Source organism: Aquimarina sp. BL5, assembly GCF_003443675.1.
GTDB lineage: Bacteria > Bacteroidota > Bacteroidia > Flavobacteriales > Flavobacteriaceae > Aquimarina.
The window spans coordinates 1,794,526-1,819,560 of record NZ_CP031963.1 but is presented as its reverse complement, the minus strand read 5'-3'; the positions used below and the strand labels follow the sequence as shown (position 1 = coordinate 1,819,560).

General features: G+C 32.4%; 26 protein-coding genes. 14 read left to right on the top strand and 12 right to left on the bottom strand.

Features of this window, described 5'->3' with window-relative positions:
- Positions 1–76 precede the first annotated feature (76 nt).
- Positions 77–1,144, top strand: coding sequence for a hypothetical protein (locus D1818_RS07825; RefSeq protein ID WP_118457689.1), 1,068 nt, complete (start codon positions 77–79; stop codon positions 1,142–1,144).
- Between the two features lie 191 nt (positions 1,145–1,335).
- On the opposite strand, the gene D1818_RS25700 is transcribed toward D1818_RS07825, so the two are convergent.
- The 7 genes from D1818_RS25700 to D1818_RS07790 all read right to left on the bottom strand — a co-directional run bounded on the left by D1818_RS25700 (position 1,336) and on the right by D1818_RS07790 (position 8,488).
- Complete coding sequence (locus D1818_RS25700; protein WP_118457687.1) at positions 1,336–2,778, bottom strand: tail fiber protein; 1,443 nt, start codon at positions 2,776–2,778, stop codon at positions 1,336–1,338.
- A 317-nt stretch (positions 2,779–3,095) separates the two neighbouring features.
- On the bottom strand, positions 3,096–4,154 hold the full coding sequence (locus D1818_RS07815; RefSeq protein WP_118457685.1) for a nucleoid-associated protein: 1,059 nt from the start codon (positions 4,152–4,154) through the stop codon (positions 3,096–3,098).
- Between the two features lie 46 nt (positions 4,155–4,200).
- Positions 4,201–4,557 carry a four helix bundle protein gene (locus tag D1818_RS07810; RefSeq protein ID WP_118457683.1) on the bottom strand — a complete coding sequence of 119 codons (357 nt, stop codon included), beginning with the start codon at positions 4,555–4,557 and terminating at the stop codon, positions 4,201–4,203.
- 71 nt (positions 4,558–4,628) lie between these two features.
- A complete protein-coding gene (locus D1818_RS07805) occupies positions 4,629–5,138 on the bottom strand; it encodes a hypothetical protein (protein ID WP_118457681.1) in 510 nt (169 codons plus the stop codon).
- 56 nt (positions 5,139–5,194) lie between these two features.
- Positions 5,195–6,223, bottom strand: coding sequence for a heme A synthase (locus D1818_RS07800; protein ID WP_118457679.1), 1,029 nt, complete (start codon positions 6,221–6,223; stop codon positions 5,195–5,197).
- A gap of 207 nt (positions 6,224–6,430) precedes the next feature.
- Entirely contained in the window at positions 6,431–7,858 is a 1,428-nt protein-coding gene (locus D1818_RS07795; RefSeq protein WP_118457677.1) for a CCA tRNA nucleotidyltransferase, read from the bottom strand.
- Positions 7,859–7,918: 60 nt separating this feature from the next.
- Positions 7,919–8,488, bottom strand: a complete 570-nt coding sequence (locus D1818_RS07790; RefSeq protein ID WP_118457675.1) for an L-threonylcarbamoyladenylate synthase — start codon at positions 8,486–8,488, stop codon at positions 7,919–7,921.
- Positions 8,489–8,688: 200 nt separating this feature from the next.
- On the opposite strand from D1818_RS07790, the gene D1818_RS07785 reads away from it, so the two are divergent.
- Positions 8,689–9,648 (top strand): hypothetical protein, encoded by a 960-nt coding sequence (locus D1818_RS07785; protein ID WP_118457673.1) that lies wholly within the window; start codon positions 8,689–8,691, stop codon positions 9,646–9,648.
- A 69-nt stretch (positions 9,649–9,717) separates the two neighbouring features.
- Here the strand turns inward: D1818_RS07785 and D1818_RS07780 are convergent, their stop codons facing one another.
- Together D1818_RS07780 and D1818_RS07775 are read right to left on the bottom strand one after the other, a co-directional pair.
- The gene (locus D1818_RS07780) at positions 9,718–10,704 is read right to left on the bottom strand and encodes a glycosyltransferase (protein WP_118457671.1); all 987 of its coding nucleotides are present in this window, start codon (positions 10,702–10,704) and stop codon (positions 9,718–9,720) included.
- Positions 10,705–10,729: 25 nt separating this feature from the next.
- Positions 10,730–11,371 carry a bifunctional 2-polyprenyl-6-hydroxyphenol methylase/3-demethylubiquinol 3-O-methyltransferase UbiG gene (locus D1818_RS07775; RefSeq protein ID WP_118457669.1) on the bottom strand — a complete coding sequence of 214 codons (642 nt, stop codon included), beginning with the start codon at positions 11,369–11,371 and terminating at the stop codon, positions 10,730–10,732.
- 108 nt (positions 11,372–11,479) lie between these two features.
- Here D1818_RS07775 and D1818_RS07770 point away from each other — a divergent pair, with 108 nt between their 5' ends.
- The 3 genes from D1818_RS07770 to D1818_RS07760 are packed head-to-tail and all read left to right on the top strand — an operon-like array spanning position 11,480 to position 14,046.
- Positions 11,480–12,427: a hypothetical protein gene (locus tag D1818_RS07770; RefSeq protein WP_118457667.1), complete on the top strand. Its 948-nt coding sequence runs from the start codon at positions 11,480–11,482 to the stop codon at positions 12,425–12,427.
- Positions 12,428–12,439: 12 nt separating this feature from the next.
- A complete protein-coding gene (locus D1818_RS07765; protein ID WP_118457665.1) occupies positions 12,440–13,246 on the top strand; it encodes a glycosyltransferase family 2 protein in 807 nt (268 codons plus the stop codon).
- A gap of 23 nt (positions 13,247–13,269) precedes the next feature.
- Positions 13,270–14,046 carry a lipopolysaccharide kinase InaA family protein gene (locus D1818_RS07760; protein WP_118463595.1) on the top strand — a complete coding sequence of 259 codons (777 nt, stop codon included), beginning with the start codon at positions 13,270–13,272 and terminating at the stop codon, positions 14,044–14,046.
- Between the two features lie 2 nt (positions 14,047–14,048).
- Here the strand turns inward: D1818_RS07760 and D1818_RS07755 are convergent, their stop codons facing one another.
- Complete coding sequence (locus D1818_RS07755; protein WP_118463592.1) at positions 14,049–14,816, bottom strand: glycosyltransferase family 2 protein; 768 nt, start codon at positions 14,814–14,816, stop codon at positions 14,049–14,051.
- Between the two features lie 71 nt (positions 14,817–14,887).
- On the opposite strand from D1818_RS07755, the gene D1818_RS07750 reads away from it, so the two are divergent.
- Entirely contained in the window at positions 14,888–15,709 is an 822-nt protein-coding gene (locus D1818_RS07750) for a glycosyltransferase family 2 protein (protein ID WP_118457663.1), read from the top strand.
- A gap of 6 nt (positions 15,710–15,715) precedes the next feature.
- On the opposite strand, the gene D1818_RS07745 is transcribed toward D1818_RS07750, so the two are convergent.
- Both D1818_RS07745 and D1818_RS07740 read right to left on the bottom strand, forming a co-directional pair.
- Positions 15,716–16,780 carry a glycosyltransferase family 9 protein gene (locus D1818_RS07745; RefSeq protein WP_118457661.1) on the bottom strand — a complete coding sequence of 355 codons (1,065 nt, stop codon included), beginning with the start codon at positions 16,778–16,780 and terminating at the stop codon, positions 15,716–15,718.
- A 77-nt stretch (positions 16,781–16,857) separates the two neighbouring features.
- A complete protein-coding gene (locus D1818_RS07740; RefSeq protein ID WP_118457659.1) occupies positions 16,858–17,673 on the bottom strand; it encodes a 2,3,4,5-tetrahydropyridine-2,6-dicarboxylate N-succinyltransferase in 816 nt (271 codons plus the stop codon).
- A 126-nt stretch (positions 17,674–17,799) separates the two neighbouring features.
- On the opposite strand from D1818_RS07740, the gene ruvX reads away from it, so the two are divergent.
- The 8 genes from ruvX (at position 17,800) to yidC (ending at position 24,967) form a co-directional block, all read left to right on the top strand.
- Positions 17,800–18,210 carry a Holliday junction resolvase RuvX gene (gene ruvX / locus D1818_RS07735; protein ID WP_118457657.1) on the top strand — a complete coding sequence of 137 codons (411 nt, stop codon included), beginning with the start codon at positions 17,800–17,802 and terminating at the stop codon, positions 18,208–18,210.
- A gap of 33 nt (positions 18,211–18,243) precedes the next feature.
- Positions 18,244–18,588, top strand: a complete 345-nt coding sequence (locus D1818_RS07730; protein ID WP_118457654.1) for a four helix bundle protein — start codon at positions 18,244–18,246, stop codon at positions 18,586–18,588.
- A 55-nt stretch (positions 18,589–18,643) separates the two neighbouring features.
- Positions 18,644–19,234: a peptide deformylase gene (def, locus tag D1818_RS07725; protein ID WP_118457653.1), complete on the top strand. Its 591-nt coding sequence runs from the start codon at positions 18,644–18,646 to the stop codon at positions 19,232–19,234.
- 110 nt (positions 19,235–19,344) lie between these two features.
- Positions 19,345–19,761, top strand: coding sequence for a DUF5606 domain-containing protein (locus tag D1818_RS07720; RefSeq protein ID WP_118457651.1), 417 nt, complete (start codon positions 19,345–19,347; stop codon positions 19,759–19,761).
- A 102-nt stretch (positions 19,762–19,863) separates the two neighbouring features.
- On the top strand, positions 19,864–20,295 hold the full coding sequence (locus D1818_RS25580) for a helix-turn-helix domain-containing protein (RefSeq protein WP_205487253.1): 432 nt from the start codon (positions 19,864–19,866) through the stop codon (positions 20,293–20,295).
- Positions 20,259–21,143 (top strand): IS3 family transposase, encoded by an 885-nt coding sequence (locus D1818_RS07715; protein WP_205487267.1) that lies wholly within the window; start codon positions 20,259–20,261, stop codon positions 21,141–21,143. The genes D1818_RS25580 and D1818_RS07715 overlap by 37 nt, the downstream gene beginning before the upstream one ends.
- Before the next feature lie 210 nt (positions 21,144–21,353).
- Positions 21,354–22,997, top strand: coding sequence for a CTP synthase (locus tag D1818_RS07710; RefSeq protein ID WP_118457649.1), 1,644 nt, complete (start codon positions 21,354–21,356; stop codon positions 22,995–22,997).
- A gap of 89 nt (positions 22,998–23,086) precedes the next feature.
- Entirely contained in the window at positions 23,087–24,967 is a 1,881-nt protein-coding gene (yidC, locus tag D1818_RS07705; protein ID WP_118457647.1) for a membrane protein insertase YidC, read from the top strand.
- Positions 24,968–25,035: the final 68 nt, after the last annotated feature.

Below are 25,035 nucleotides of genomic sequence, written 5' to 3'. Positions count from 1 at the left end.
TATTTGGTAGTCATGCATATGTTTTACTTTCATAAAAAGAACGTACCAATTACATATTTTGGTTAATTTTATAATCATGGAAGAAAAGTTAATGTCTAAGAAAAAACCTACCTATCCAATTAATGATAGCCTGGATAGTTATTTAAAGGAATGTAATCGTAAAATTAAAATTCCAGTATTTTATGATGATTTGTTGAGGTTTTCTGGTTCCATAGTTGTGTATGACAGTAATGATCAGGATACGTTATGGATTCGAGTGTATTATGAAGAGCATGAGCGACCAGAAATAGAATCCAGTTTAAAAAAGGTGTACACGATATTACATTCTGATGGTAACGAGGATGCGATAGAATTTCTTAATATAGATGCTATTGATTACTGTACTTTTGGGAATTCAAAACCGTTTAGGATTAAAATTAGGAATATCCTGAATGATAACTACACTTATATCTACGTTAAAAAAGCTGATGCTTCTCGTATCTATGGATTAGAGTTAGAACATATGTTTTCACCAAATAGAATTAACTTTTTAGTATATAAAAATACATTGATAGAAGAGCATATAGCAGGAATTCCTGGAGATGTATTTATTAAGGATTTTTTACCAGATTTGAGCGATCAGGCAAAATCTCAGATAGCAAAGGAGTTTGTAAAATTCAATGAACGCTGTCAGATGCGTTTATTAGGAGATATGCGATCCTATAATTATGTAATTATTCCGATTCATGATTTTGAACATGTAGAATATAAGATTAGAGCGATAGATTTTGATCAACAATGTTTTGAGGGTAAATTAAAAGTATATCAGCCACAATTCTTTAAAGAGAATTTTGATATGGTAGCTATTGTTATGAATAAATTACAACCAAGCTCTATTGAACAGTACAAAAAAGAAGAGCGTTCTGTTTTGGCAAAAAGGATATTAAATTCCCGATCTCGCTATGAAACATTAATTACTTGCATGTGCGAGGATACGATTTCTACTAATGAAAATATAGAAGAACTGAGAGAGTATTTGTACAACTTTACATTAGATCTAAAATTCAGGAGAAGTAAATCTATGGGAGAAGTCTTAAAAACGGCACTAGATTTTGTGAGAAGAAATTATGAAAATGTAAATATGAAAAGATTGTTGGAGGGGTGAGTCTCTAGTTTGTTTATGGAGAAGTCGCAAAGTTTAAGAGTTGCAAAGTTTTTAAGTTTGCTTGTGGAGAAGTCTAGGGGTTTCAAATATTTGGAGGTTCAGCGTGATATCAATGTTTTTCTTAACTAGAAGTCAGAAGTAATAGATTAACTCTAACACTTCCGACTTCGGTCTTCAAATTTTGGACAATTTTATTTTATTTTTTTCTCTAGTTCCGTATTTTTTTGTTTTAATGCTTCTACCTCTTTGATAAGGTTTTCCGTCTTTTTATTCTGCTCAATCATATAGAGTGTTAATTCTTCTATTTTCTGAAGCAGTTTTGCATTCATTTCTCCTAATTGTAAACCATTTTCTGCTACTTCTGCTGCAGAAGGAATGTTTTCTAAATGTCCTTTTTCTGCGATATGATTTTCTACCTGCTGTAATGATGGTAAATTATAGTCATTCTCGAAAACGTAGTCAGGCCATCCTACTAGGTCTACTTTTACTTCTTTAGCATGAATATTTCCATTAACAGCTAGTTTCGCGTCTGGTGTGTTTGTTCCAATCCCCATGTCTCCCTTAAAATAAGTATTACCTGAGTTAGATTGAATGGTATAAATATCAGTGTTATCATAGCTTTTGATTTTAAAGAATTTATTACCAGAAATTTCTTGAAGTACTAAATTAGAAGATGCGCCTGTTCCTTCTTGTTTAAAAACCCACGGTCTCTCGGTAGATAGTTTTAATATTTCTACTCCATCTCCAGCGCCTTTTATTTCTAATTTTGCGGATGGGCTTGTAGTTCCGATACCTATTCCACTCCCATCTCCTTTAATGGTCATTAATTTGGAATTTCCATTATTGCTGTTAAAAGAAATATCTTGAATATCTCTGGTCTCTATCTCTAATGGCAATCCGTAACTTCTAATTTCATTTGCGCCACTAACATTATTTCTAAAAAGCAAATTACCATTAGAATCTCCTAATTTGATTCCTTTGGATGTTCCGGATACATCTAATGCAACACTAGGATTCGTTGTTCCAATACCTAGATTACCATTAGCTGACATTGTCATCATTTTTTGATCATAATTAGTCCATACAAATAAAGGTCTTGTTTGAACAACACTATTTGATCTCCTTGCATTAAAATTTATCAATGCATTAGATCCATTATCCATAGCATCCGATGTAGATCCCATAATAGAAAGCGAGTATCTATTATCTGTTTGATGGTATCCTTTGATCAACGGAATAAATTGATTTGCAGATCCGGTAGAATTTGCTATCTGTAGATAATCAGAGGGAGCATCAGATATTTTAAAGCGCATTAAGCTTTCTGTTTGTCCAGTATTAGATAATATATCTAATTTAGCTCCAGGATTCGTTGTTCCGATACCTAAATTACCAGAAGGATTAAGAGTCATTAAATGACCAGTCCCTTTATTGAAAAAATACATATTACCTATAGTTTTTTCAATGCTTCCTATATACAGTTGATTTGATCCATTCAAACCAAAAGCTCTAGAAAAACCTGTCTCCCCAGTTTTTTGAACTCTAATATAATCCGAAGAGTTCTTTAAATCTACATTTTGAGATTTCCCTTCTATAAAAAAAAGTAGTATTGTTATTAATAATAATTTCTTTCTCATAATTTCTTTTAATTGTTGTTTTGAGTAATGAACTCTATAAAATTTTATAATGCTTTTATATACGTGTCATGAGATTACCAATTGTTACCTTGAAAAATGAAGTTTTTTTAAATAAAAGCGGATATAACCCGATTTGTGTATTGAGACTTTGTTGTGAGTGTTGAAAGTGACATACGACAAAGTCCCATGTATAAGATGGGTTTAAGGATAATCTAAATGCTAAGGTAAAATTTAGGTAAGGAAGGTAGTTCATGAAGTCAGAAGTAAAAGGGTTAATAGATTACCTTGCCACTTCTGACTTCAGGCTTCGGACATTTTTAATCCTTCTGTTCTTTATTAAAATATACTAGATAGTAATACATCTGTTTTTCTTCATCCCAACCTTTTTCTACAAATTTTTCGGCCGATTCGGGATTGATAAAATCCATCTTAATCTGTATATTCGTATCCAGATTAATGGTGTTTTTGATCTTTTTTCTTGCCGCAGATACTGCTGTATTCGCAATTGGGAACTCAGTTAGATCTTCGATATGATATTTTGGAGCTTTCTCTGTTTTGTAATGTTTAAATTCGGGAATTAGATCTGGATTGTCGATGACCTCATTTAGAAAAGCAGATTCTTCAAATGTATCATTTTTCGCGAAGTGATTTACTGCCCGATTCATAAACATCACTTCTTCCTTCTTATCCTCGGCAGGTAATACCACATCTTTCGCAAAATCCTGACAGAACTTCATATACTTTTTAGTATAAAAGTTTTCATCTTCAAAAGCTTCTACTCCTAAGAAATGTTCTAACCAATATTTAGTATCATAACGGTTAGAGTCTACAGAAAGAATTTTATATCCTTCTTCTTTTTTATGATTAAAGATCAAGCATCCTTTATCAAGTTTGTTTAGGTTTACACCTTGTTGATGTAATAATTCTATGTCACTTCCTTTTTCTTCGAACTGAAGGAAGTCATATTTTAATTCTGATTTAAAAATCCCTATCGCAGCTGTTTTTTCGTTATCTATAGTTAGGTTTTCTAGATATGCAATGTATACTTCACCACTTTTAATATGTGGATGCTGTGATTGTTCGTATAATAAAGAAGTAATCCTTTTAGACTTTTCGTGTGCAGAAGATGGATTGTCAAAAATTTCAGTAACAATCTTAAATAGCGGATTAAATTCTACATCGACTTCATTTGCGAATTGAAAATAGTTTTCTTCTTTTTCTCTAAAGGGTTTGAAAAAGTATTCTTTTAATAAGGCTGTTAGCTCATCATTAAGTTTGTAAGGAGAATCCGAAAGAAATATATTCTCGTTTCTACTTTTATTTCCTATTCTGTGAATCGAAAGCGATTCTATTTGGGTGCTGTATAAGTTAATCATATTTTTAAGTTACAGAGAAGTAAAGCTACAAAGTGACAAAGATTAATTAAGAATCTTTGATTTTTCTGATGAAGCTAGATAGCATACGCTCTATTTCTCTAGTGTCTTCGTATAACGAATTAAAATTATTTTCCTTTAAAAAGGAAAGATTTTTTCCAATTTCTAATTGGGTCTGAACCTCAAACAATGAACTAATTGCAATATTAAGGAACCGAATATATTCTTTTTTACTCTGTCTACCATAACCTTCTGCAATATTACTGGGAATTGAAACAGAGGCTCTTCTTATCTGAGAAGTAAGCCCGTATATTTCTTCTTTCGGAAACTTTGTTGTTTCCAGATAAATATTATTGACTAAAGTCATAGATTTTTGCCATATTTTCAGATCCCTATAGGTGCTCAATATTAGACTTTTAACTTTTTTAAAAATTCGACTTTGTAACTTAGATTCTTAGAAACTCAGAGCCTTCAAAATCAATTCCAATTTTCATCAAATCCTAATTCATCGTAATCATCGAGGTCCAAAAAACCTTCTTCGTCATCAATGTCGTCCAGATCATCCGCTTTAAATTCTTTATCAGGCGCATTATCAGGAATTTGACCGTGCACAAACATAACGTTCGGATACTCTTTTCCGTTTTCATATTCGGCAATTTCAGCAAGTTCTACTAAAAAAGTCCACATACTAAGAAAATCATATATATAAATCAATCGGGGAGAAGCTTCATGAACAACATCAATCAATGATGTTTCATTCATCAATCTTACCGGTTGATTGCCATCACTCATATCAAAAAGAGAAATTTCTTCTCCTTGATTCCATTGTTCATCACTAGTGTAAAAAGAGGCCATTTCCATACCATCAAAACCAAAAGATTGGTTGATTACATTATGAAATTGCTCTAACGTAGCATCTTGGTCTATTTCTATATCTCTAAAAACATCTTCTTCTGTATCCAGGATAATTCTGAAACGGTAAATCATTCTTGATTAATTTGGATGGACAAAGATACAAACTTGTTTCTGACTATTTTTAATTTTCAGGCTTCAATAGCTTTATTTTTATACACCTCTAGCATAATATAAAATTGTACTCCAAACAATAGAGAAGATAATACTAAATGTAATGGTTGTGACAGAAAAGGAAAATCAAAATAGTACATCAATATACCTGTTAATGCTTCTAAACCAATTAGTACTATAACCCAATTTAATTTAGATAGACCAAATTGTATTTTTTTATTATACCAAAGTAGCCAAGCGTTAATAAAGACCACTAAAATGGAAAATGATCTATGGATGTAAAAGGTAAATGTAGGTGGATTTAGCCATTCTGATTTTGATAGTTCACCAACTATTTTTATTTGTTCATCTACATATTGCCGTACTTGTGTACCTAATGCAACCTGAACTAAAGTAAGAATAACCGAAAAAAGTAACATACTTTTAAAAGTAGTATTAAATTCAATAGTTTTAATTCTGTCTTTCGTTAAGAAAAGCACATATAACAATATTGCTAAAATAATGAATGCTACTAGCATATGAATGGTAATTCTTAGCGGTAATAAATTAGAGTCTACCACGATTTTACCTAACCAGGCCTGGAATGCCATTGCTAGGATTGTGATACCAGCAAATAATGTGATTTTTGGTTTTTCTTTCCAAAACCTTAGTGATAGAATAAACATCAATAATATGGGTATTCCTGAAAGCACAGTAACTAACCTATTAATATATTCGATCCAAGTATGCCAGACATTAAATTTGGCATAGTCATGTTTCGTATAATGTTCCCAGTTGTTGGCGTTATATGTGGAAGAAGAGGTGAAATCTTTTGCAGCAATTCTCAGTTCTTTGTCCAAGATTACAATAAAACCTTCCTGGTATTCATAATTAGGTTTCCATTGAATCTGTGCTTCTTCTGTAGGAGGAATATAATATCCAAAGCACTTAGGCCAATCCGGACATCCCATTCCAGATCCTGTCATTCTAACAACCGCTCCAGCAATGATGATCAAATAAATCAGTATTATGGATGTGATAACAAGTGGTCTGAAGTATTTTTTCATAAATTAAGAATCTAAGTACAGTTTTTTTTGTTAGTATTTTTATCATCCCAGCACAGGCTAGAATCTACTTTATATATAGTTCAAAAGATCATTACATTTTGGATCCCAGCATACGCCCGGATGACAAGTTCTATTTGATATTTTAAAGATTTCGTTTTACAGTTCAAAATATGACAATTTAAAGAGCCAGTCTAGAATTATAAACCATCAACCATTAACAACTAGTCCTAGTTCTTCACCTTTTTTAATCATAAACTGATAAGCAGCGTCATGTTCATTAGATATTTCTCCTTCCAGAATAGCCTCTTTGATAGCTTCCTTAATGATTCCGATTTCGCGAGAAGGTTTAATATTGAAAGTTTTCATAATTTCTTCCCCACTTACCGGTGGCTGGAAATTACGAATGTGATCACGTTCTTCTACTTCCACCATCTTCTGACGAACTATTTTGAAATTATTATGATATTTCTTAAAACGTTTTGGGTTTTTTGTAGTGATATCTGCTTCGCAAAGGGTCATTAGCTCTTCTATATAATCGCCAGCATCAAAGACCAATCTTCTTACGGCAGCATCTGTAACATCAGAGGCAATAACAATAGGACGTGAGCTCATCAATACCATTTTTTGAACGAATTTCATTTTGTCATTCAAAGGCATTTTTAGGCGCTTAAATAGTTTGAATACCATTTTGGAACCTACAAATTCGTGGCCGTGAAATGTCCACCCAACCTTTTTACTGAATCGTTTCGTAGGAGCCTTACCGATATCATGTAATAATGCTGCCCAGCGTAGCCATAAATCATCTGTATTTTCTGAAATGTTGTCTACAACTTCTAATGTATGATAAAAATTATCTTTATGTTTCTGACCTTCGACCTCGTCGATACCTTTTAATGCTACCAATTCTGGGAGTATGTAAGGCAATAAACCTGTTTTTTCTAAAAGTAAAAATCCGACTGAAGGTTTTTCACTTAATAAAATTTTATTGAGTTCATCAACAATACGTTCTTTGGTAATAATCTTAATGCGATCTTTGTTTTTAGTAATCGCTTTTAGAGAGTTTTCTTCAATCTTAAAATTGAGTTGAGTAGCAAAACGAATAGCTCGCATCATTCTAAGTGGGTCATCAGAATAGGTAATGTCTGGATCTAATGGTGTACGAATAATTTTAGATCTAAGATCTTCTAGCCCATTAAAAGGATCTAAAATTTCTCCAAAGTTATTGTTAGAAAGATTTAATGCTAATGCATTGATAGTGAAATCTCTTCTGTTCTGATCGTCTTGCAATGTTCCATTCTCCACAATTGGATTTCTGCTATTTTCCCGATAAGATTCTTTTCTAGCTCCCACAAATTCTACTTCTATTTCATTGGCTTTTAGCATTGCCGTTCCATAGGTTTTAAATATCTGAATTTTTGGATTGCCTGGTAATAATTTAGAAACTTCTTTTGCTAATTCAATACCACTACCAACGGCTACAATATCAATATCCTTAGCTGTTCCTCTTTGCAAAATATAATCTCTTACGAATCCTCCAATCACGTAACTTTCTAACTGAAGATTGGATGCCGCTTTTGATATGGTATTAAATACAGAATGTTGTAATGCTTCTTTGTAATTTTTAGCTTCCGACATGAATCAATTTACTCGATAATCGAGATTAAATACTTTGATGCTAATCTCGATGTTAACTATTTATTTTCTGATAATTTTCACTGTACTATCTCCTCCTATTTTAATAATAGAAGAGGGTTTGGCGTCTTTGTTTTTCAACGGCAAATTTACAACATAGTCAACGCCTTCCAAAATCTCCTTACTTATTTCTTTTAAGTTTCTGGGAGTAGATTTTCCGCTAATGTTAGCAGAAGTAGAAACAATAGGTCGTTTAAATTTTCTAAGTAATTTACTGCAAAAAGGATCACGAGCTACTCTAATTCCAAGAGTGTTATCCTCTGCTATCAGATTTTCTGCTACTCGTAGCGGTCTATCATAAATTATAGTAGTAGCTTTTTTAGCATATTTTAAAATGTCATATGCTACTTCTGGAACTTCTTCTACATATTGCTGGAGCATTTTAAAATCACTTACCAGGCATAACATAGCTTTGCTATCGGCTCTTTGTTTTAATGCGTATATTTTATCAACAGCTTCTGCGTTAGTAGCATCACAACCAATTCCCCAAACAGTGTCTGTAGGATATAGAATGAGTCCACCTTTTTTTAGGATGTTTATTGTTTTCTCTATTTCTTCTCTATGATCTTCCATTAGCTCTATTTGTTTTAATATAGGAAACTGTTTGTGTCATGCTTTTTTGTAAGAAAAGTTAAAGTAATCATAATCACATTTAATTAGAGTAACATCCTTTTTACTTAAGACATTAAATTATGTAATAGGCCAATTACAGAAATGTTCTGAGTGCACAACAGATTTAATTTGTGCAAAAATAATTTTAAAACCTAAATATTATGAAAAAAATCATTTTTTTATTAATGATTACTGTAGGAGTAGTTTCTTGCGAGAAAGAGAATTTTAATTCAGCAGATGAAACTTTAGAGCTGAATGATAAACTAGAAGAAAATAATTTTGAAAAGAGTGCATTTATTGAGACTGATGGCTCAGGTCAGATCGAAATGTCTTTTTCTACTCCAAATTTTATTTCCACCAAAGTTCAGACAGGCGTAGCTAAAGGAAAAGCGTCAGTTCCTGATGGATTTTTATGTATCGGAGGAACTGTTTGGGCTAAATATGATCAATATGATCCGGGCGCTTTAATAACAAAGTCAGCTCCATCTACATCATTAACATCTTGGGAGTCGGAAGCAAAAGACCATTCGGTAATAAATAGATATGGATTTATTTTAGTAGGTTCAGCAAGGGGTATTAGGTTAAAAGACAACGATGGTAATTATATTCCGCCGAATGTATTAAAAAATTACATTAAAGTTGTTTCTAAAACTTCATCAATAGCTTCACAACCAGAAACTAGTATTCAGTTGCCATCTGGGTATACCTTAATTTCTGGAGGAGCTAAAGTGAATTGGTCTGGAAGAGGAAATTTATTAACAGGTTCATTTCCTTTTGGCAATGGGTGGAAGGCGACATCTAAAGATCACGAGAAGTCTTCACCTGCATCAATAACTGTTTATGCCATTGGAATAGCTAATAATATTCCTAATTTTGGTTCTATACGTACGACTCGAAATTCTGATTGTGAGTACACAACTTCTGGCGTAGAATCGGCTTCAGTTTCTTTAAGTTCTTCACAAAATGATTATGTCGCTTGTGGTGGTGGAGCCTCTGCTAGTTATAATGGATTTGGTAGAATGTTATATGCTATTGGTGTTGGAAATGGAAATTCTAAAGATCATCTTAGAGCAGACGGGGGAAATACTTGTGCTTATCTACTTGCCATAAAAAAAGAATAATTACTAAGAATCTTTATTGATTTAAAAAAAGTCCCAGAAGGATAATTTTCTGGGACTTTTAAAATTTAGCTACTTAAATTTCGGAACTATATTTTCTTGATCAATATATTTAGGTACTTGATTGTTTATCGTTTCTCCAGAAATAACTTTTTCATATAGTTTTAGGTATGATTCTGTCATTACTTTAGAGTTAAAATATTTTACCGCGTATTCGTGACATCTTTTTGGGTTGTAATCGAATTCTCTAACGGCTTTTGCAATTTCATTAGCATTAGTTCCAGTAAAACCAACTTCTGGTTTTATTAATTCTGGCAATGAACCGTTTTTTGTTCCGAAAACAGCACAACCGGCATACATACTCTCTGTAATTGCAATTCCAAAAGGTTCGTGCCAAACTACAGGGAAAATTAAAGCTTTAGAATGCTGAGCTACTTCCATCTTTTTATCATTTTCGACCATTCCGTGGAAAATAATATTCTTATTCAAGATATATTTCAAACCTCTTTTAAAATTTCTAAAAGTCCATCGCTCGCCACCCATAACGTGTAGTTTATTCCCAGACTTTAGCGCAATATCGGCGGTCCCGAATAGGTTTTTTACTTTCCAGGATGCTTTGGCTAAAAAATGAAGATATTTTCTGTCATTATCTAATATGGGATCCGGATAATCATCCCAATCTATTCCGTTATAAACAAAGGCAGTAGATCCGTATCTTTTTGCGTGATTTCCAGAAACAAAAACCATATTAATATCAAGCAGTTGATCTGGAGAAGGATTACCTTCCATAGTAAAGATATAGGGTTTACCAACCGCTTGGTTTAATGTGTTAAAAAGATGAACTACATCAACGTCTGCTGGGATCTGATCTTGTAATGTTTTGTTTTCGTCATATACTAACACGGTGGCAAAATCAGATGAGGAGCCTTCTTTTGCCAAAAAGTAGACTTTATGTCCTAATTTGGAGAGCTCTTTACCAAGCCCCCAAATCACTCTTTCAGTACCACCATATTTTTTTGCAGGTAGTAGAGCAGTTTTATCTTCTATAAGTATATTCATTTTTTAGTATCAATAATTTTAATAGTTATTTTTTTACTACCGTAGCATATTGCAAATAACGCATATCCATTGCTGTGAAAAATAACGGAAGATTGTAAAGATAAGGCTTGATAGATTTTGTCTTATTGATACCTTTATGTGTTAAAATTTTATATCCTAAACGAGTATACATATTGGCGATACTTTTTCCTGTAAAGAATCTTAGATGTGTTTTATCCATGATTCCGTGATCCTGATATTCCCAGTCCTTATTAAGAACTAAGTTTTTTAAGGCACTATGATACCTCATGTTTGGAATAGAACTAATGATTACTCCGTCTTTAGATAATTTGCTTTTAATCTTCTCCAACACCATATATGGATCTACAAGATGTTCTAAAACATCATTGAAATAGATAGCATCAAAATGCTCATCAGGAAGCTCATCGATAAAATTTTCTACTTCTCCAATAAAAACTTTGTCGAGTAATTTTTTTGCTTTTTCCCCTTCTTCTTTCATTAATTCAATTCCCCAGGTTTCCGTTTGATGTTTTTCTTTAATGAAAGAAGCAAAAGCTCCTTCACCACATCCAACATCTAATAATGTTTTAGTGTTTTCGGGAAGAAAATCTAACATTTCATGACGTGAGTTATTAAAATAATTATCGGGTTTATTATCGTAATCCATCGATCTGCTTATTTTTTTGAGTTATAGAAAATTATTATTAGTCAGTTTTAAACCAAAACTAGACTGTTGTTTTATTATAATTCTTAATATTGTACAATATTTATTTGTATGAAAGTTACATTAATCAGCCTGGATAATTGGGGTTTTAATCAATTCATTGCTAAAGAATTAGAGCGTCGAGGGATAAAGGTGTGCCAAATCAATTTTTACCAACTGCGCTATAAGTATCCTTCATTTTTTCATAAGGTTTTTAATTTCTTTGCAAAACTATTTTTTAAATATAACATAAAAAAGAAGTTTTTAGAGAAAAAAATTCTTGAGGAACTAAACAAGAATGGGCATCAAGATAAAATATTGATTATAAAAGGTGATTTTTTGAACCCGGATTTTATTAAAAAGATACGCCCTTACACGGATAATTTACTTGGCTTTTTTAATGATAATTATAAAAGATCTCCCAAGATCGCAAAGATCTATAATGAGTTTGATAAGGCATTTTCTTTCGAAAAGGATGATGTAGAGCGTTTCAGTTTTTCTTTTATCACCAATTTTATTTATAAAGAAGAATTATCAAGTGAAGAAACTCTAAAACAAGAAGTTTTTAATATTAGTTCTTCTGGAAAGAGAGATGTTGTGATTCAGAATATAGCTAAAGCATTAGATAAAATAAATATTAAGTATAAAATTGTAATTGTAGGTAAAAGCGAAGAACATAAAGATGACACCCATATTTTGTACACAAAAAAAACTATGGATTTACAGGAAGTAGAAGGTTTGATCGCTCAGTCTAATGTTTTATTAGATGTACATCGTGAGAATCAATCTGGTTTAACCTTTAGGGTTTTTGAAAGTATGGGGTTTTCTAAAAAGCTGATTACAACGAATAAGGATATTGCTACTTATGATTTTTATAATCCAAATAATATTTTGATAGTGGATAAAAAGAATATAGAGATCCCTAAATCTTTTTTTGAAACACCATATGAGCCAATTCCAAAAGAAATCTATGATACATATACTTTACCTTTATGGGTAAATAAGGTCTTTGGATTTTAGAAATTTGAAAGTATGAAAAACCACCCAAGCGTAGCTTTATTGATTTCTACCTATAATTGGCCGGAAGCGCTGGATTTAGTTTTAGGAAGTGTTCTTAAGCAATCTGTATTGCCAACGGAGGTCATAATAGCTGATGATGGTTCTGCAGAAGAAACCAGATCATTGATAAATAACTACAAAAAGAATTTCCCTGTATCATTACATCATATATGGCATGAGGATAATGGTTTTACCAAGACTTTAATCCTTAATAAAGCAATAGCAAAAATTAAATCGGACTATATTATACAAATTGATGGAGATATTATTCTGCATAAACATTTTGTAAAAGATCATTTGAATGCGTGTAAAGATAAAATGTTTCTTTATGGCACTAGAGTGACGATTACCAAAGAAAAGTCTTTGCAGTTAATGGCTAAAAAGAAAGCGGATTTGAATATTTTTTCTAGCGGACTTAAAAAGCGTATGAGAATATTGTATTTGCCTTTTGTGTATAAGAATAGAAAACCAGATGCAGCCATTAGTACTAAGTTAAGAGGAGCTAATATGTCATATTGGCGAAAAGATGCAATCGAGATTAATGGGTATAACGAAGATTTTTTGGGTTGGGGTTTTGAGGATTATGATTTTGGACAACGATTGACTTTTCTAGGAGTAATGCCTAAAAGGTTAAAATTTGCTGGAATTTGTTTTCATATTTATCATAAAAAGGCAGTGTTGGAGAATCCAGATAAAGGAAACGAAATTCAAAATAAAACCATTGAAGGTAGAATTAAAAGGTGTGAAAACGGGATTGATAAGTATTTGAAAGACAATTAATGTTTTTCCAATTATATAGATATATGCCAAATAGATTTGTAGTACATAATTCCAAAACAGATTTGAAGCCGCTAGTAAAAGAGGCTATTAGAGATTTTGAGAATTATAATGAAATACTAGGTGATGCTGAACGTAATGTTATTAAAATAGTTAATCTGAATGATAAAAAGTATACTATAAAATCATTCAAGATTCCTAATGTGATTAATCAGATTGCATACCGTTTTTTTAGAAAATCTAAAGCTGAGCGTTCTTTTATGTACGCTAATAAATTATTGGATGTAGGAATCAAAACTCCATTTCCTATCTCTTATGAAACGCAAACAACACCGTTTTTGTTTAAAAAAAGCTTCTATGTAAGTGAGTTGGTGGAATGTGATTTGACGTATCGAGAATTAACTACAGATTTTAGTATTTCAGATCATGAAGATATATTAAGAGCTTTTACCAGATTCACTTATGAATTGCATAGGAATGGAGTAAATTTTTTAGACCATTCTCCTGGAAATACTTTAATTGAGAGAACAGAGAATGGATATGAATTTTATTTGGTGGATCTTAATCGAATGGAGTTTGGAGAAATGAGTTTTGAAACCAGAATAAAAAACTTTGCTCGTTTAACCATTCATGAATCGATGATTAAAGTAATGAGTAATGAATATGCAAAATGTACAAACGAGGCTGAGTCAGATATATTTAAATTAATGTGGCAATATACACAGGAGTTTCAGAATCGTTATCATGGCAAGCGTAAACTAAAACGAAAGATTTTCTTTTGGAAAAAGAAATATAGAGATTAATTTTAGCTTGAAGATTTATTGTTTTTTATCAATTCTCTAAGTTTAGAATATTTTAGAAAAGTAATATTTGCTGTTTGTATGCATATGACAAAACCATTAAACCCATCTAGAAACCCAAACCTTAGAAAATACGCCTTAAAAAATGCCCAAGTTGGATTAAGAATGATTTTCCAAATAGGAGCTTTTTTTCCTAGCTCGTAGTAGGATTGCGCTGATATTGTAGAAAACTTATCAGTTTTAAGGTTAAACTCTTGGTATGTAGCGTAATTCCAATGCAGGATATCACCTTTTAATTTTGAAGCGGATTTTGGATTGGTTAGTTTAAAAGAATCATGTGGATTGATTCCTTGCCATTCTCCTTTTCCTTTTATAAATGCTCTAAGTTTCTTGTCAGGATACCAATCCGAGTGCTTTATCCATTGTCCACAAAAATTATTATATCTATTCATATAATATCCATCATGAACCCAATTAGATTTTAGTTTAATTAAAGAATCCTGAAGTTCGCAAGATAAAGCCTCATCGCCATCTAAAGAGATAATATGATCATTAGAAGCTTGTGTAATGGCGAAATTCTTTTGTTCTATATATCCTAGAAATTGCTGCTTAACGAATTTGACATTAAACTGTTTACAGATATCCTCTGTTCTATCCGTAGAGAAAGAGTCCACAACCACAATCTCATCAACAACACCAACCAAAGAAGACAAGCATCTCTCTATTTTTTTTTCTTCATTGTAAGTGATGATAACAGCTGATAGTTTAACCATTCGGTTTTTTTTGATATTGATTGATGCTTTATTTGTAAAGGTATCGTGCAAAAATAACTATTTTTACGCCAATGCAATTATCAGTAATAACAGTAATCATAAGTACTTATAATCAACCAGAATGGTTGCAAAAAGTATTATTGGGTTATGAAAGCCAGAGTATCAATAACTTTGAGATGATTATTGCCGATGACGGTTCTGGAGAAGATACCAAGAAAGTGATCTCAGAATTTTCTAAAACAACTAAATTACGAATAGAGCATATCTGGCATGAGGATAAAGGATTTAGGAAAACGGAAATTCTAAATAAGGCAATTCCGCTTGCTAACTCAGATTATTTGTTATTTACAGATGGAGATTGTATACCTAGGAAAGATTTCATTGAAAAACATTTGCAATTGAGAAAACCAGGTTGGTTTTTATCTGGAGGTTATTTTAAATTGCCGAAGGATATATCAAAACAAATTTCTAAAGAAGATATAGAAAGCCAAAGATGTTTTGATGCAAATTGGCTAAAAGAGCAGGGACTTGCATCTTCATTTAAACTGAATAAATTAACTTCTAAAGGGTTTAAAGAACGCTTTCTTAATTTCATGACTCCTACCAAAGCCACTTGGGACGGTATGAATGTTTCTGGCTGGAAAAAAGATGTTTTATTGGTCAATGGTTTTGATGAACGTATGCAATATGGAGGAGAAGATAGAGAAATAGGAGAGCGGTTGTTCAATTTAGGAATCAAAGCAAAGCAGATACGATATAGTGCTATTTGTTTACATCTTTACCACGAAAGGGGATATGTGCAGCCCGAAATGATCACTAGAAATAATGCAATTCGAAAAGTTACCAAAAAAGATAACGTAATTAGAACTCCTTTCGGAATCGAAAAAGACTAACGCAGATTAGAATTTTAAGTGGTTAAGATAAGACCTTAAGCTAGGAATAATAAGATCGGTCGAAAAGCTTTTGTATAATTCCAGTGCTTTATTTTTCATCTCTTTTGGAGTCTTATCTCCATATAATTCAGGTTTAAAATCATAAAGATGTACTGAATCGTGTTTTACACCATCTTCAAACATATTCCAGTCTTTTTTAATAATCCAGGGAGAGAAAATGGTGAATGTTGGTTTATCGAGAGCTTTGGCCATATTGACCGCTCCACCTTCATTTCCGATTAAGACATCGCAGTGAGAAAGAATTGCAATAAACTCGCGCAAACTTTTTCCAAATACATTAAAATGAATATGATTTTGAGTGTTCTTTGTGGTTAAGTCATAAATTGCTTTTGCATCTTTTTCTTGACTTGGAATATAGTTAAATAGAATATTAGCATTCATTGTAGCAACAATTTCATTGATTACCTTTGCCATATAGTCAAAAGGCAGTGTTTTTCTTATTTCACTACCTAAAACACTAATCATTATAAGAGGAATTTCTGAGGTAATTCCATTATCTTTTAGATATGATTTAGATGTGTTCCTTTCCTCCTCTGATAAGAAAATTTTCGGTCGAATGAGATTAGAGGTAATTTTGTCTTCTTCGTAGACCAATCTCAACCTATTTTCTATTGCTATAGAAGCATTGGTAATAGGTGCTGCTTTTCTGTAAATAACTTTAGGATACAGAAATCGGGTGTACCATTTGTAAAAAGATACTTTTTTAGGAGCTTTAGAAAAGTAGGAGATGAGGTTGCTTTCTAATTTTCCATAGGCATCAATGACCAAATCGTATTTTGTTTTTTTTATTTCTTTTAAAAACGAATAGAATTCCTTTTTGCTGTCACGATATTCGTTCTTGAATTCGATAATATGATCGAAAAACGGATTTTCTTGAATAACTGGTTTTGTGCTAGAGTTTACAAGATAATCAATAGTGGCTTTTGGGTATTCTTTTTTTAGTGCTTCACAAATAATAGTGCTGGTAAGCACATCGCCTATCATTTTTTGCTGAATAACTAATATTTTCATTTGCAGGACTATCAATTAAAACAATGAGCCTGTCTAAAAAAAAGACAAGCTCACAAGTATACATATTTTATTTGTAACTAAACAGCTACATCGTGCTCTCTCAATGCATCATTAAGAGAAGTCTTTTTGTTAGTACTCTCTTTTCGTTTACCGATAATTAGTGCACAAGGAACGTTATACTCACCTGCAGCGAATTTTTTTGTGTAACTTCCTGGTATAACCACCGATCTTGCCGGTACTACTCCTTTTCGTTCTACAGGAGTGTCTCCGGTAACATCAATAATTTTTGTGGAAGCAGTTAATACAACATTTGCGCCTAGTACCGCTTCAGTTTCTACACGAACACCTTCAACAACGATACATCTGGATCCGATAAAAGCATTATCTTCAATGATAACAGGAGCAGCTTGCAAAGGTTCTAAAACACCACCGATTCCAACACCTCCACTTAGATGTACATTTTTGCCAATTTGTGCACAACTACCTACTGTTGCCCAGGTATCTACCATAGTTCCTTCATCTACATAGGCACCGATATTAACATAACTAGGCATTAAGATGGTGCCTGGAGAAATATATGCTCCGTGACGTGCAACTGCGTTAGGAACCACTCTAATTCCTTTTGCTTTATATCCTTTTTTTAGAGGAATCTTATCGTGGTATTCAAAAATACCTGCTTCTAATGTTTCCATTTTTTGGATTGGGAAATAAAGTACAACTCCCTTTTTTACCCACTCGTTTACTTGCCATCCACCTTCTATTGGTTCTGCTACACGAAGTTCTCCAGCGTCTAGTAAGTCTACAACTTCTCTAATGGCATCCTGAGTTCTTGGTTCTTTTAAAAGCTCTCTGTTATCCCAAGCTTTTTCTATAGTTTCTTTTAGTTGGTTCATTTATTAAAAAATTTTGGTAAAGATAACAGCTTCATCGGAAAAACATATGCTGATTACATATTTTAGGATACTCTTAATAATTCTTACTATTTTATAATAATGTCATACTTTTGCACAAAATAAATTATGGCGAGGATTTTAGCAATAGATTATGGAGGAAAGCGATGTGGGATTGCGGTTACAGACGAATCCAAGATCATAGCTTCTGGATTAACAACAGTAGATACCAAGGAGCTATTAGGTTGGTTGAAAAACTACATAACAGAGGAAGAAGTAGAGTTATTTGTTGTTGGCGAGCCAAAACGTTTGCACGGAGAAGCTTCGGAGAGTGAAAAGTTAATCAAACCGTTTTTAGAAAAACTAGCAAAACTATTGCCTGATATTCCTGTAAAAAGGATAGATGAGCGATTTACGTCTAAAATGGCTTTTGATACGATGATTGCAAGTGGAATATCAAAAAAGAAAAGAAGAGATAAGGCATTAGTAGACCAGATTAGTGCTACTATCATACTTCAGGATTATCTTTATAATTTATAGGGTATATTGTATAATGAATAATATCTCCTCTCGATGGACTTAAAGATTAGATCAAAAAACTTTGCCCATCAATGTGTTAAATTAGCACTTAGTCTTCCAACTAATAAACTAGGTAAGCACATAGAAGGTCAATTAATAAGATGCTCTACATCAGTTGCTGCGAATTATAGAGCAGCTTGTTTAGCACAAACTAAGAAAGGTTTTGTTTCAAAGTTAAGTATTGTTATTGAGGAAGCAGATGAATGCATTTTTTGGACTGAATTTCTTAGAGATGAAAAATTAATGAATGGAAATGAATTAGAACAAGTTTTAAATGAAGCTAAAGAATTGACAGCAATTTTTATTTCAAGTAGAATAACAGCTTCGAAAAATCTTTAATTATAAATTAATAAATTTGGATTATTCACTATCCATTAAAAAGTATACATTTTAAATGATTTTACCAATTGTAGCATACGGTGATCCGGTATTAAAGAAAAAAGCAAAGGAGATTACAAAAGATTATCCTAAGCTATCAGAATTGCTCGAAAATATGTTTGAAACTATGTACAACGCGCATGGTGTTGGGTTGGCTGCTCCGCAAATTGGACTTCCGATACGCTTATTTTTGGTAGATGCGGAACCTTTTGCCGATGATGAGGAACTTTCCGAAGAAGAAAGAGAAGTACTTAAAGGATTTAAAAAAGTCTTTATAAATGCTACAATTGTCGAGGAAACTGGAGAAGAATGGTCTTTTTGTGAAGGATGCCTTAGTATTCCTGAAATTAGGGAAGATGTATTTAGAAAAGAAACAATCAAGATCAACTATTTTGATGAAAACTTTGTAGGATATACTGAAACCTATAGTGGTCTTGCGGCGAGAGTTATTCAACATGAGTATGATCACATAGAGGGGGTTTTGTTCACAGACAAACTATCCAGTCTTAAAAAACGTTTGATTAAAGGAAAGCTCACTAATATTTCTAAAGGTAAGATTAGTGCAGAGTACAGAATGAGGTTTCCACTTGCTAAAAAAGGACGTTAAAAAGAATTATAATACATAATTAATACAAGTATTATATTATAATTTATATTGGTTAATGTTTGATTTTTAAAAATGAACTGCTGATATTTGCCAACTTTGAAAAGAAATTTATGAGCTTAGACAAAATATTATCGATTTCTGGAAAACCAGGTTTATACGAATTGAAAGCACAAACTCGTAATGGATTTGTTGCAGAATCACTAGCAGACGGGAAAAGACTATCTGTTAGCATACAAAACAATGTAAGTATTCTTAGCGAAATTGCTATCTATACTTTTACTGAAGAAGTTCCTCTAAGAGAGATTTTTAAAAGAATTCAGGAAAAAGAAAATGGCGAAAAATCGATTAGTCATAAGGAATCTAAGAATAAGTTAGAATCATATTTTAGTGAAATATTGCCTGATTATGATGAAGATAGAGTGTATGTCAGTGATATGAAGAAAGTAATACAATGGTATAATATTTTACAAGCTAAAGGAATTACTGATTTTAATGAGCCTGAAGAGGTAGCTTCAGAAGAAGAATAAAATTTAATTTTGTTATAAATAAAAAATCCTGTCTTATTGAGGCAGGATTTTTTATTTAAGACTAGTCTCGTCCTGAAATATCGTTACACTAAAATGTTATTTATGGAGTCATTACATTCAAATTATGTAAAGCGTACACAGAAGGATTACAGTTTATCCTTTAAGCTACAAGTTGTTCAAGAGATTGAACAAGGCTTATTAACAAGAACTCAAGCTTTGGATAAGTATGGTATTCAAGCAAGATCTACGATTCGCACTTGGTTAAAAAAATATGGTAAATTTGATTATGATTTTAGTGTAAATAGATCCATGTCCAAAACACCTGAACAACGTATTTTAGAATTAGAACAGCAAGTCAAGCTTTTAGAGAAACAAAAAGCAAGAGCTGAATTTTTAGCAGAGCGTGCGGATAAGAAAGCAATTATATTTGATATGATGATTGATATCGCCGAAGAGGAATTTAATATTCCGATCAGAAAAAAGCACGTACCCGAGTTATCGAAAAATATAGCCAAGAAAAACAAGAAAGCATAACTGCTACCTGTGATTTACTCGGGGTGAATAGACAGGTGTATTATAGAGCTATTCGGTCTTATCAAGACAAACAAAAACTAAGTAAAAAGGTAATTGATTTAGTAAATACCATTCGCATATCAATGCCTAGAATCGGTACAAGAAAATTATTTCATCTTTTAAAATCTCAACTCAAAGTAATCGGAGTTGGTCGCGATAAGCTATTTAAAATACTAAAGGCTAATAACTTGTTGATTTTACCTAAAAAGAATTATCATGTAACTACGGATTCTCATCATAGATTTAGAAAACATAAAAATCGAATAAAAGATGTTGAATTTATCAGACCAGAACAAGTATGGGTCAGTGATATAACTTATATAGGAAATAGGGAAAATCCATGTTATTTGGCTTTAATCACGGATGCTTATTCTAAAAAAATAATGGGATATAATGTATCAAATAGTCTAAGTGTAAAAGGATCTTTAACAGCTTTAGATATGGCTATTTCTAATAGAGATTATAATGAAAAACCTATAATTCATCATTCCGATAGAGGATTACAGTATTGTTCCAATGAATATCAAAAAACATTAAACATCAATAATATTAGCCCTAGTATGACTGAAAAATATGACCCTTACGAAAATGCCATAGCAGAAAGAATTAATGGAATTCTTAAACAAGAATTTGCTATTGACAAGTATGATACTTCAATGCAAATCAAAACCAAACTGGTTCAAAATGCAATCCGCATTTATAATCAGATAAGACCTCATTTATCTAATTCAATGTTAACACCTGATCAAATGCATCAACAAAATAAATTAAAAAGAAAAAGCTACAAAAAACAAAAGGTAGCAAATTAAAATTGCTACCTTGTATTTATTAATTCCTGTAACGATTATTCAGGACGTCACAACTTTAAGAATTCGTTTTCAGTTTTTTATGCTGTTAGAGGATTATGAATAAGTTATATAAATATTGCCTTATTTTCAATGAACTCAATGCCCTGTTTGGGTACTTCTTTGTATTTTTGCGCAAAATTTAAACACAACCGAACAAATAGTTAAGTTTACATGGCTAATACCAAATATGTTTTTGTAACCGGAGGCGTATCTTCTTCATTAGGAAAAGGAATTATAGCAGCTTCTTTAGCAAAACTGCTTCAGGCAAGAGGATACAGAGTTACGATTCAGAAACTGGATCCATATATTAATGTTGATCCAGGAACATTAAATCCTTATGAGCATGGAGAATGTTATGTTACTGATGATGGAGCAGAAACAGATCTTGACCTAGGACATTATGAGCGTTTTCTTAATACTCCTACTTCACAAGCTAATAATGTAACCACAGGTAGAATTTATCAGAGCGTGATTGAAAAAGAACGTCGTGGTGAATTTCTGGGAAAAACAGTTCAGGTCGTGCCGCATATCACTAATGAAATCAAAGAAAGAATTCAGATTCTAGGAAAAAGTGGTGATTATGATATTGTAATTACGGAGATAGGAGGTACTGTTGGTGATATAGAATCTTTACCATACATTGAAGCCGTTCGTCAGCTTAAATGGGAATTAGGAGATACAAATGCTTTAGTGATTCACCTTACATTAATACCATATCTCTCGGCTGCAGGAGAACTGAAAACTAAGCCAACACAGCATAGCGTAAAAACCTTAATGGAAAGTGGTATCAAAGCTGATATTTTAGTATGTAGAACAGAACATGAGTTATCAGAAGATCTCCGCAGAAAACTAGCTTTGTTCTGTAATGTAAGACAAGAGGCTGTTATACAGTCTATTGATGCTTCTACAATCTATGATGTTCCTAATTTGATGTTAGAAGAAGGGTTGGACGCAGTAGTATTAAAACAATTAGTACTTAGAGATGATAATGTTCCAAATTTAGATAAGTGGAACGATTTTCTTAAGCGACATAAAAACCCAAAATGTGAAGTAACCATTGGTCTTATCGGGAAGTATGTAGAATTGCAAGATTCTTATAAATCCATTCTGGAAGCTTTTATACATGCTGGTGCGGAAAACGAGGTAAAGGTAAATGTAGAAAGTATACACTCAGAATATATCGATGACAAGACTATAGAAAATAAAATCGCACATCTGGATGGGGTTTTAGTAGCTCCTGGATTTGGAGAGAGAGGTATAGAAGGTAAGATAAAAGCAGTACAGTTCGCCAGAGAAAATAAATTACCATTTTTCGGGATTTGTTTAGGAATGCAGATGGCTGTGATAGAATACTCTCGTAATGTACTAGGTCTTAAAGATGCTTGTTCTGTAGAAGTAGATGAAAATACTACTAACCCAGTTATTAATCTGATGGAAGAACAAAAGAACATCACAGATATGGGAGGTACTATGCGATTAGGGGCCTGGGACTGTGAATTAATAGAAGATAGTAAAGTGTCTGAAGCTTATGGGACATCTTTAATAGCTGAACGTCATCGCCATCGTTACGAATACAATGATCAATATAAGGAACAATTAGAAAATGCAGGACTTAGAACTACCGGAATCAATCCTAAAACGGGACTGGTAGAAATTATAGAAATTCCTGAGCACCCTTGGTTTGTTGGTGTACAGTATCATCCAGAGTATAAAAGTACCGTAGCCGATCCTCATCCATTATTTGTTGCTTTTGTAAAAGCAGCGGTAGAATACTCTAATTGTAAGAAAGATGCCAAAGTGGCACAAGGATCTTAAGTGGCTAGATAATTGACAATAAAAAAAGTAATATAATTTTAGAAAGCCTTTCTATGTAATATAATAAAGGCTTTTTTATACACATATCAATGGAAGAAAAGAAATTTGATCTTAATACTGTAATTGGATTTGTACTGATATTTGGAATTTTTGCGTGGATGTTTTACGTAAATAAACCTACTCCAGAAGAAATAGAGGCAGAAAAAGCAAAACAAGAACAGGTTGAAGCTGAACAAAAGACCGAAGAAAACAAAACAACCGAGTTTATAAAAGAAAGTGAAGCTATTGTTGCTAACCCACAAGATTCGTTAGCATTAGTAGCTGCAAAATCTCAGTTAGGAGCATTTGCATATGCTGCAAGTTTACCATCTGCTAAAGAAAGTGTAACCAAAATAGAAAATGAAGTTTTAAGTTTAAAAATTAATAATAGAGGAGGTTATATACAAGAAGCTTTGCTTAAAAACTTCAAAACGTATGATTCAGTTCCATTGTATCTTATAAAAGATGGAAAAAACGCTTCTTTCAATATTAATTTTGGAACAACAGACAACAGAATCCTGAATACAAAAGATCTGTTTTTTGAGCCTACTGTAACTAAAAATGGTGATAATACTGTTTTATCTATGAAACTGAAGGTTTCGGAATCTAAATTTCTAGAATATCGCTATGAATTGAAGCCTAATGACTATATGTTAGATTTTTCAATCAAGTCACAGGGTTTACAACAGGTGATTAATAGTAGTCAAGCTATTAACTTAGATTGGAAACTACAAGCTATTAGACAAGCCAAAAGTGCTTCTTATGAAAACAGGTATACAGATATTCATTATGAGTATGAAGGAGGGAAGGATGATTTTACAGGACAGGGAGAGTTTGACGAAGATCAGGAGGAACAGATTAGTTGGATAGGATTTAAACAGCATTTCTTCACGTCTATTTTATTAACAGATACTCCTTTTAAAACAGCTACGTTAGCATCTAAAAATGTTGCCAGTACTAGTGAATTAGATGATAAGGATATAAAGGTAACTAAAGAGTTTGCAGCATCTATTCCATTAGAACTGCAGGGTGGAGAATTGAGTTATAATATGAACTGGTATTATGGCCCTACTGATTATGATATTCTAAGTTCTTATGAACGTAATCTAGACGAGATTGTGCCATTAGGTTGGGGGATATTCGGAGTGATAAATAGATATATATTTATTCCGTTTTTTGGTTTCTTAAGCGGTTTCCTTCCTTATGGTATTGCAATTGTTGTAATGACCATTGTTGTGAGAATTGTATTATCACCAGTTACTTATAAGTCTTATGTTTCTCAGGCAAAGATGAAAATACTAAAGCCTGAAATAGCTGAAATTTCTGAGAAGTATAAAGACAATGCTATGAAAAAGCAACAGGAAACAATGGCTTTGTATAGTAAGGCGGGAGCAAGCCCAATGAGTGGTTGTTTACCAGCACTGATGCAGATTCCTGTCTTTTATGCTTTATTTAATTTCTTTCCTAGTGCTTTTGATTTGAGGCAAAAAAGTTTCTTGTGGGCAGATGATTTATCCAGTTATGATACCATAGCAAAATTACCTTTCGAAATTCCGTTCTATGGTGATCATATTAGTTTATTTCCGATTTTAGCTTCTATCGCTATATTCATTTATATGATGATGACTACCGGACAAACTATGCAACAGCAACAACCGGGTATGCCTAATATGAAGTTTATTATGTATTTATCTCCATTAATGATGTTGGTGTTCTTTAATAACTATGCAAGTGGATTATCGCTATACTATTTTATTTCTAACCTAATTACAATTGGTATTATGTTAGTGATTAAGAATGTGATTATAGACGAAGATAAAATTCATGCTAAGATTCAGGAGAATAAGAAAAAACCCAAAAAACAAGGTAAGTTTCAGAAGAAAATGAAAGAATTGATGGAGCAAGCAGAGCAACAAAAAGCGAAAAAATAAGTCGAAATCTTATTCATAAATAAAGGCTCGTTTTCTATTGAAAACGAGCCTTTTGTTTCTTTATAGAT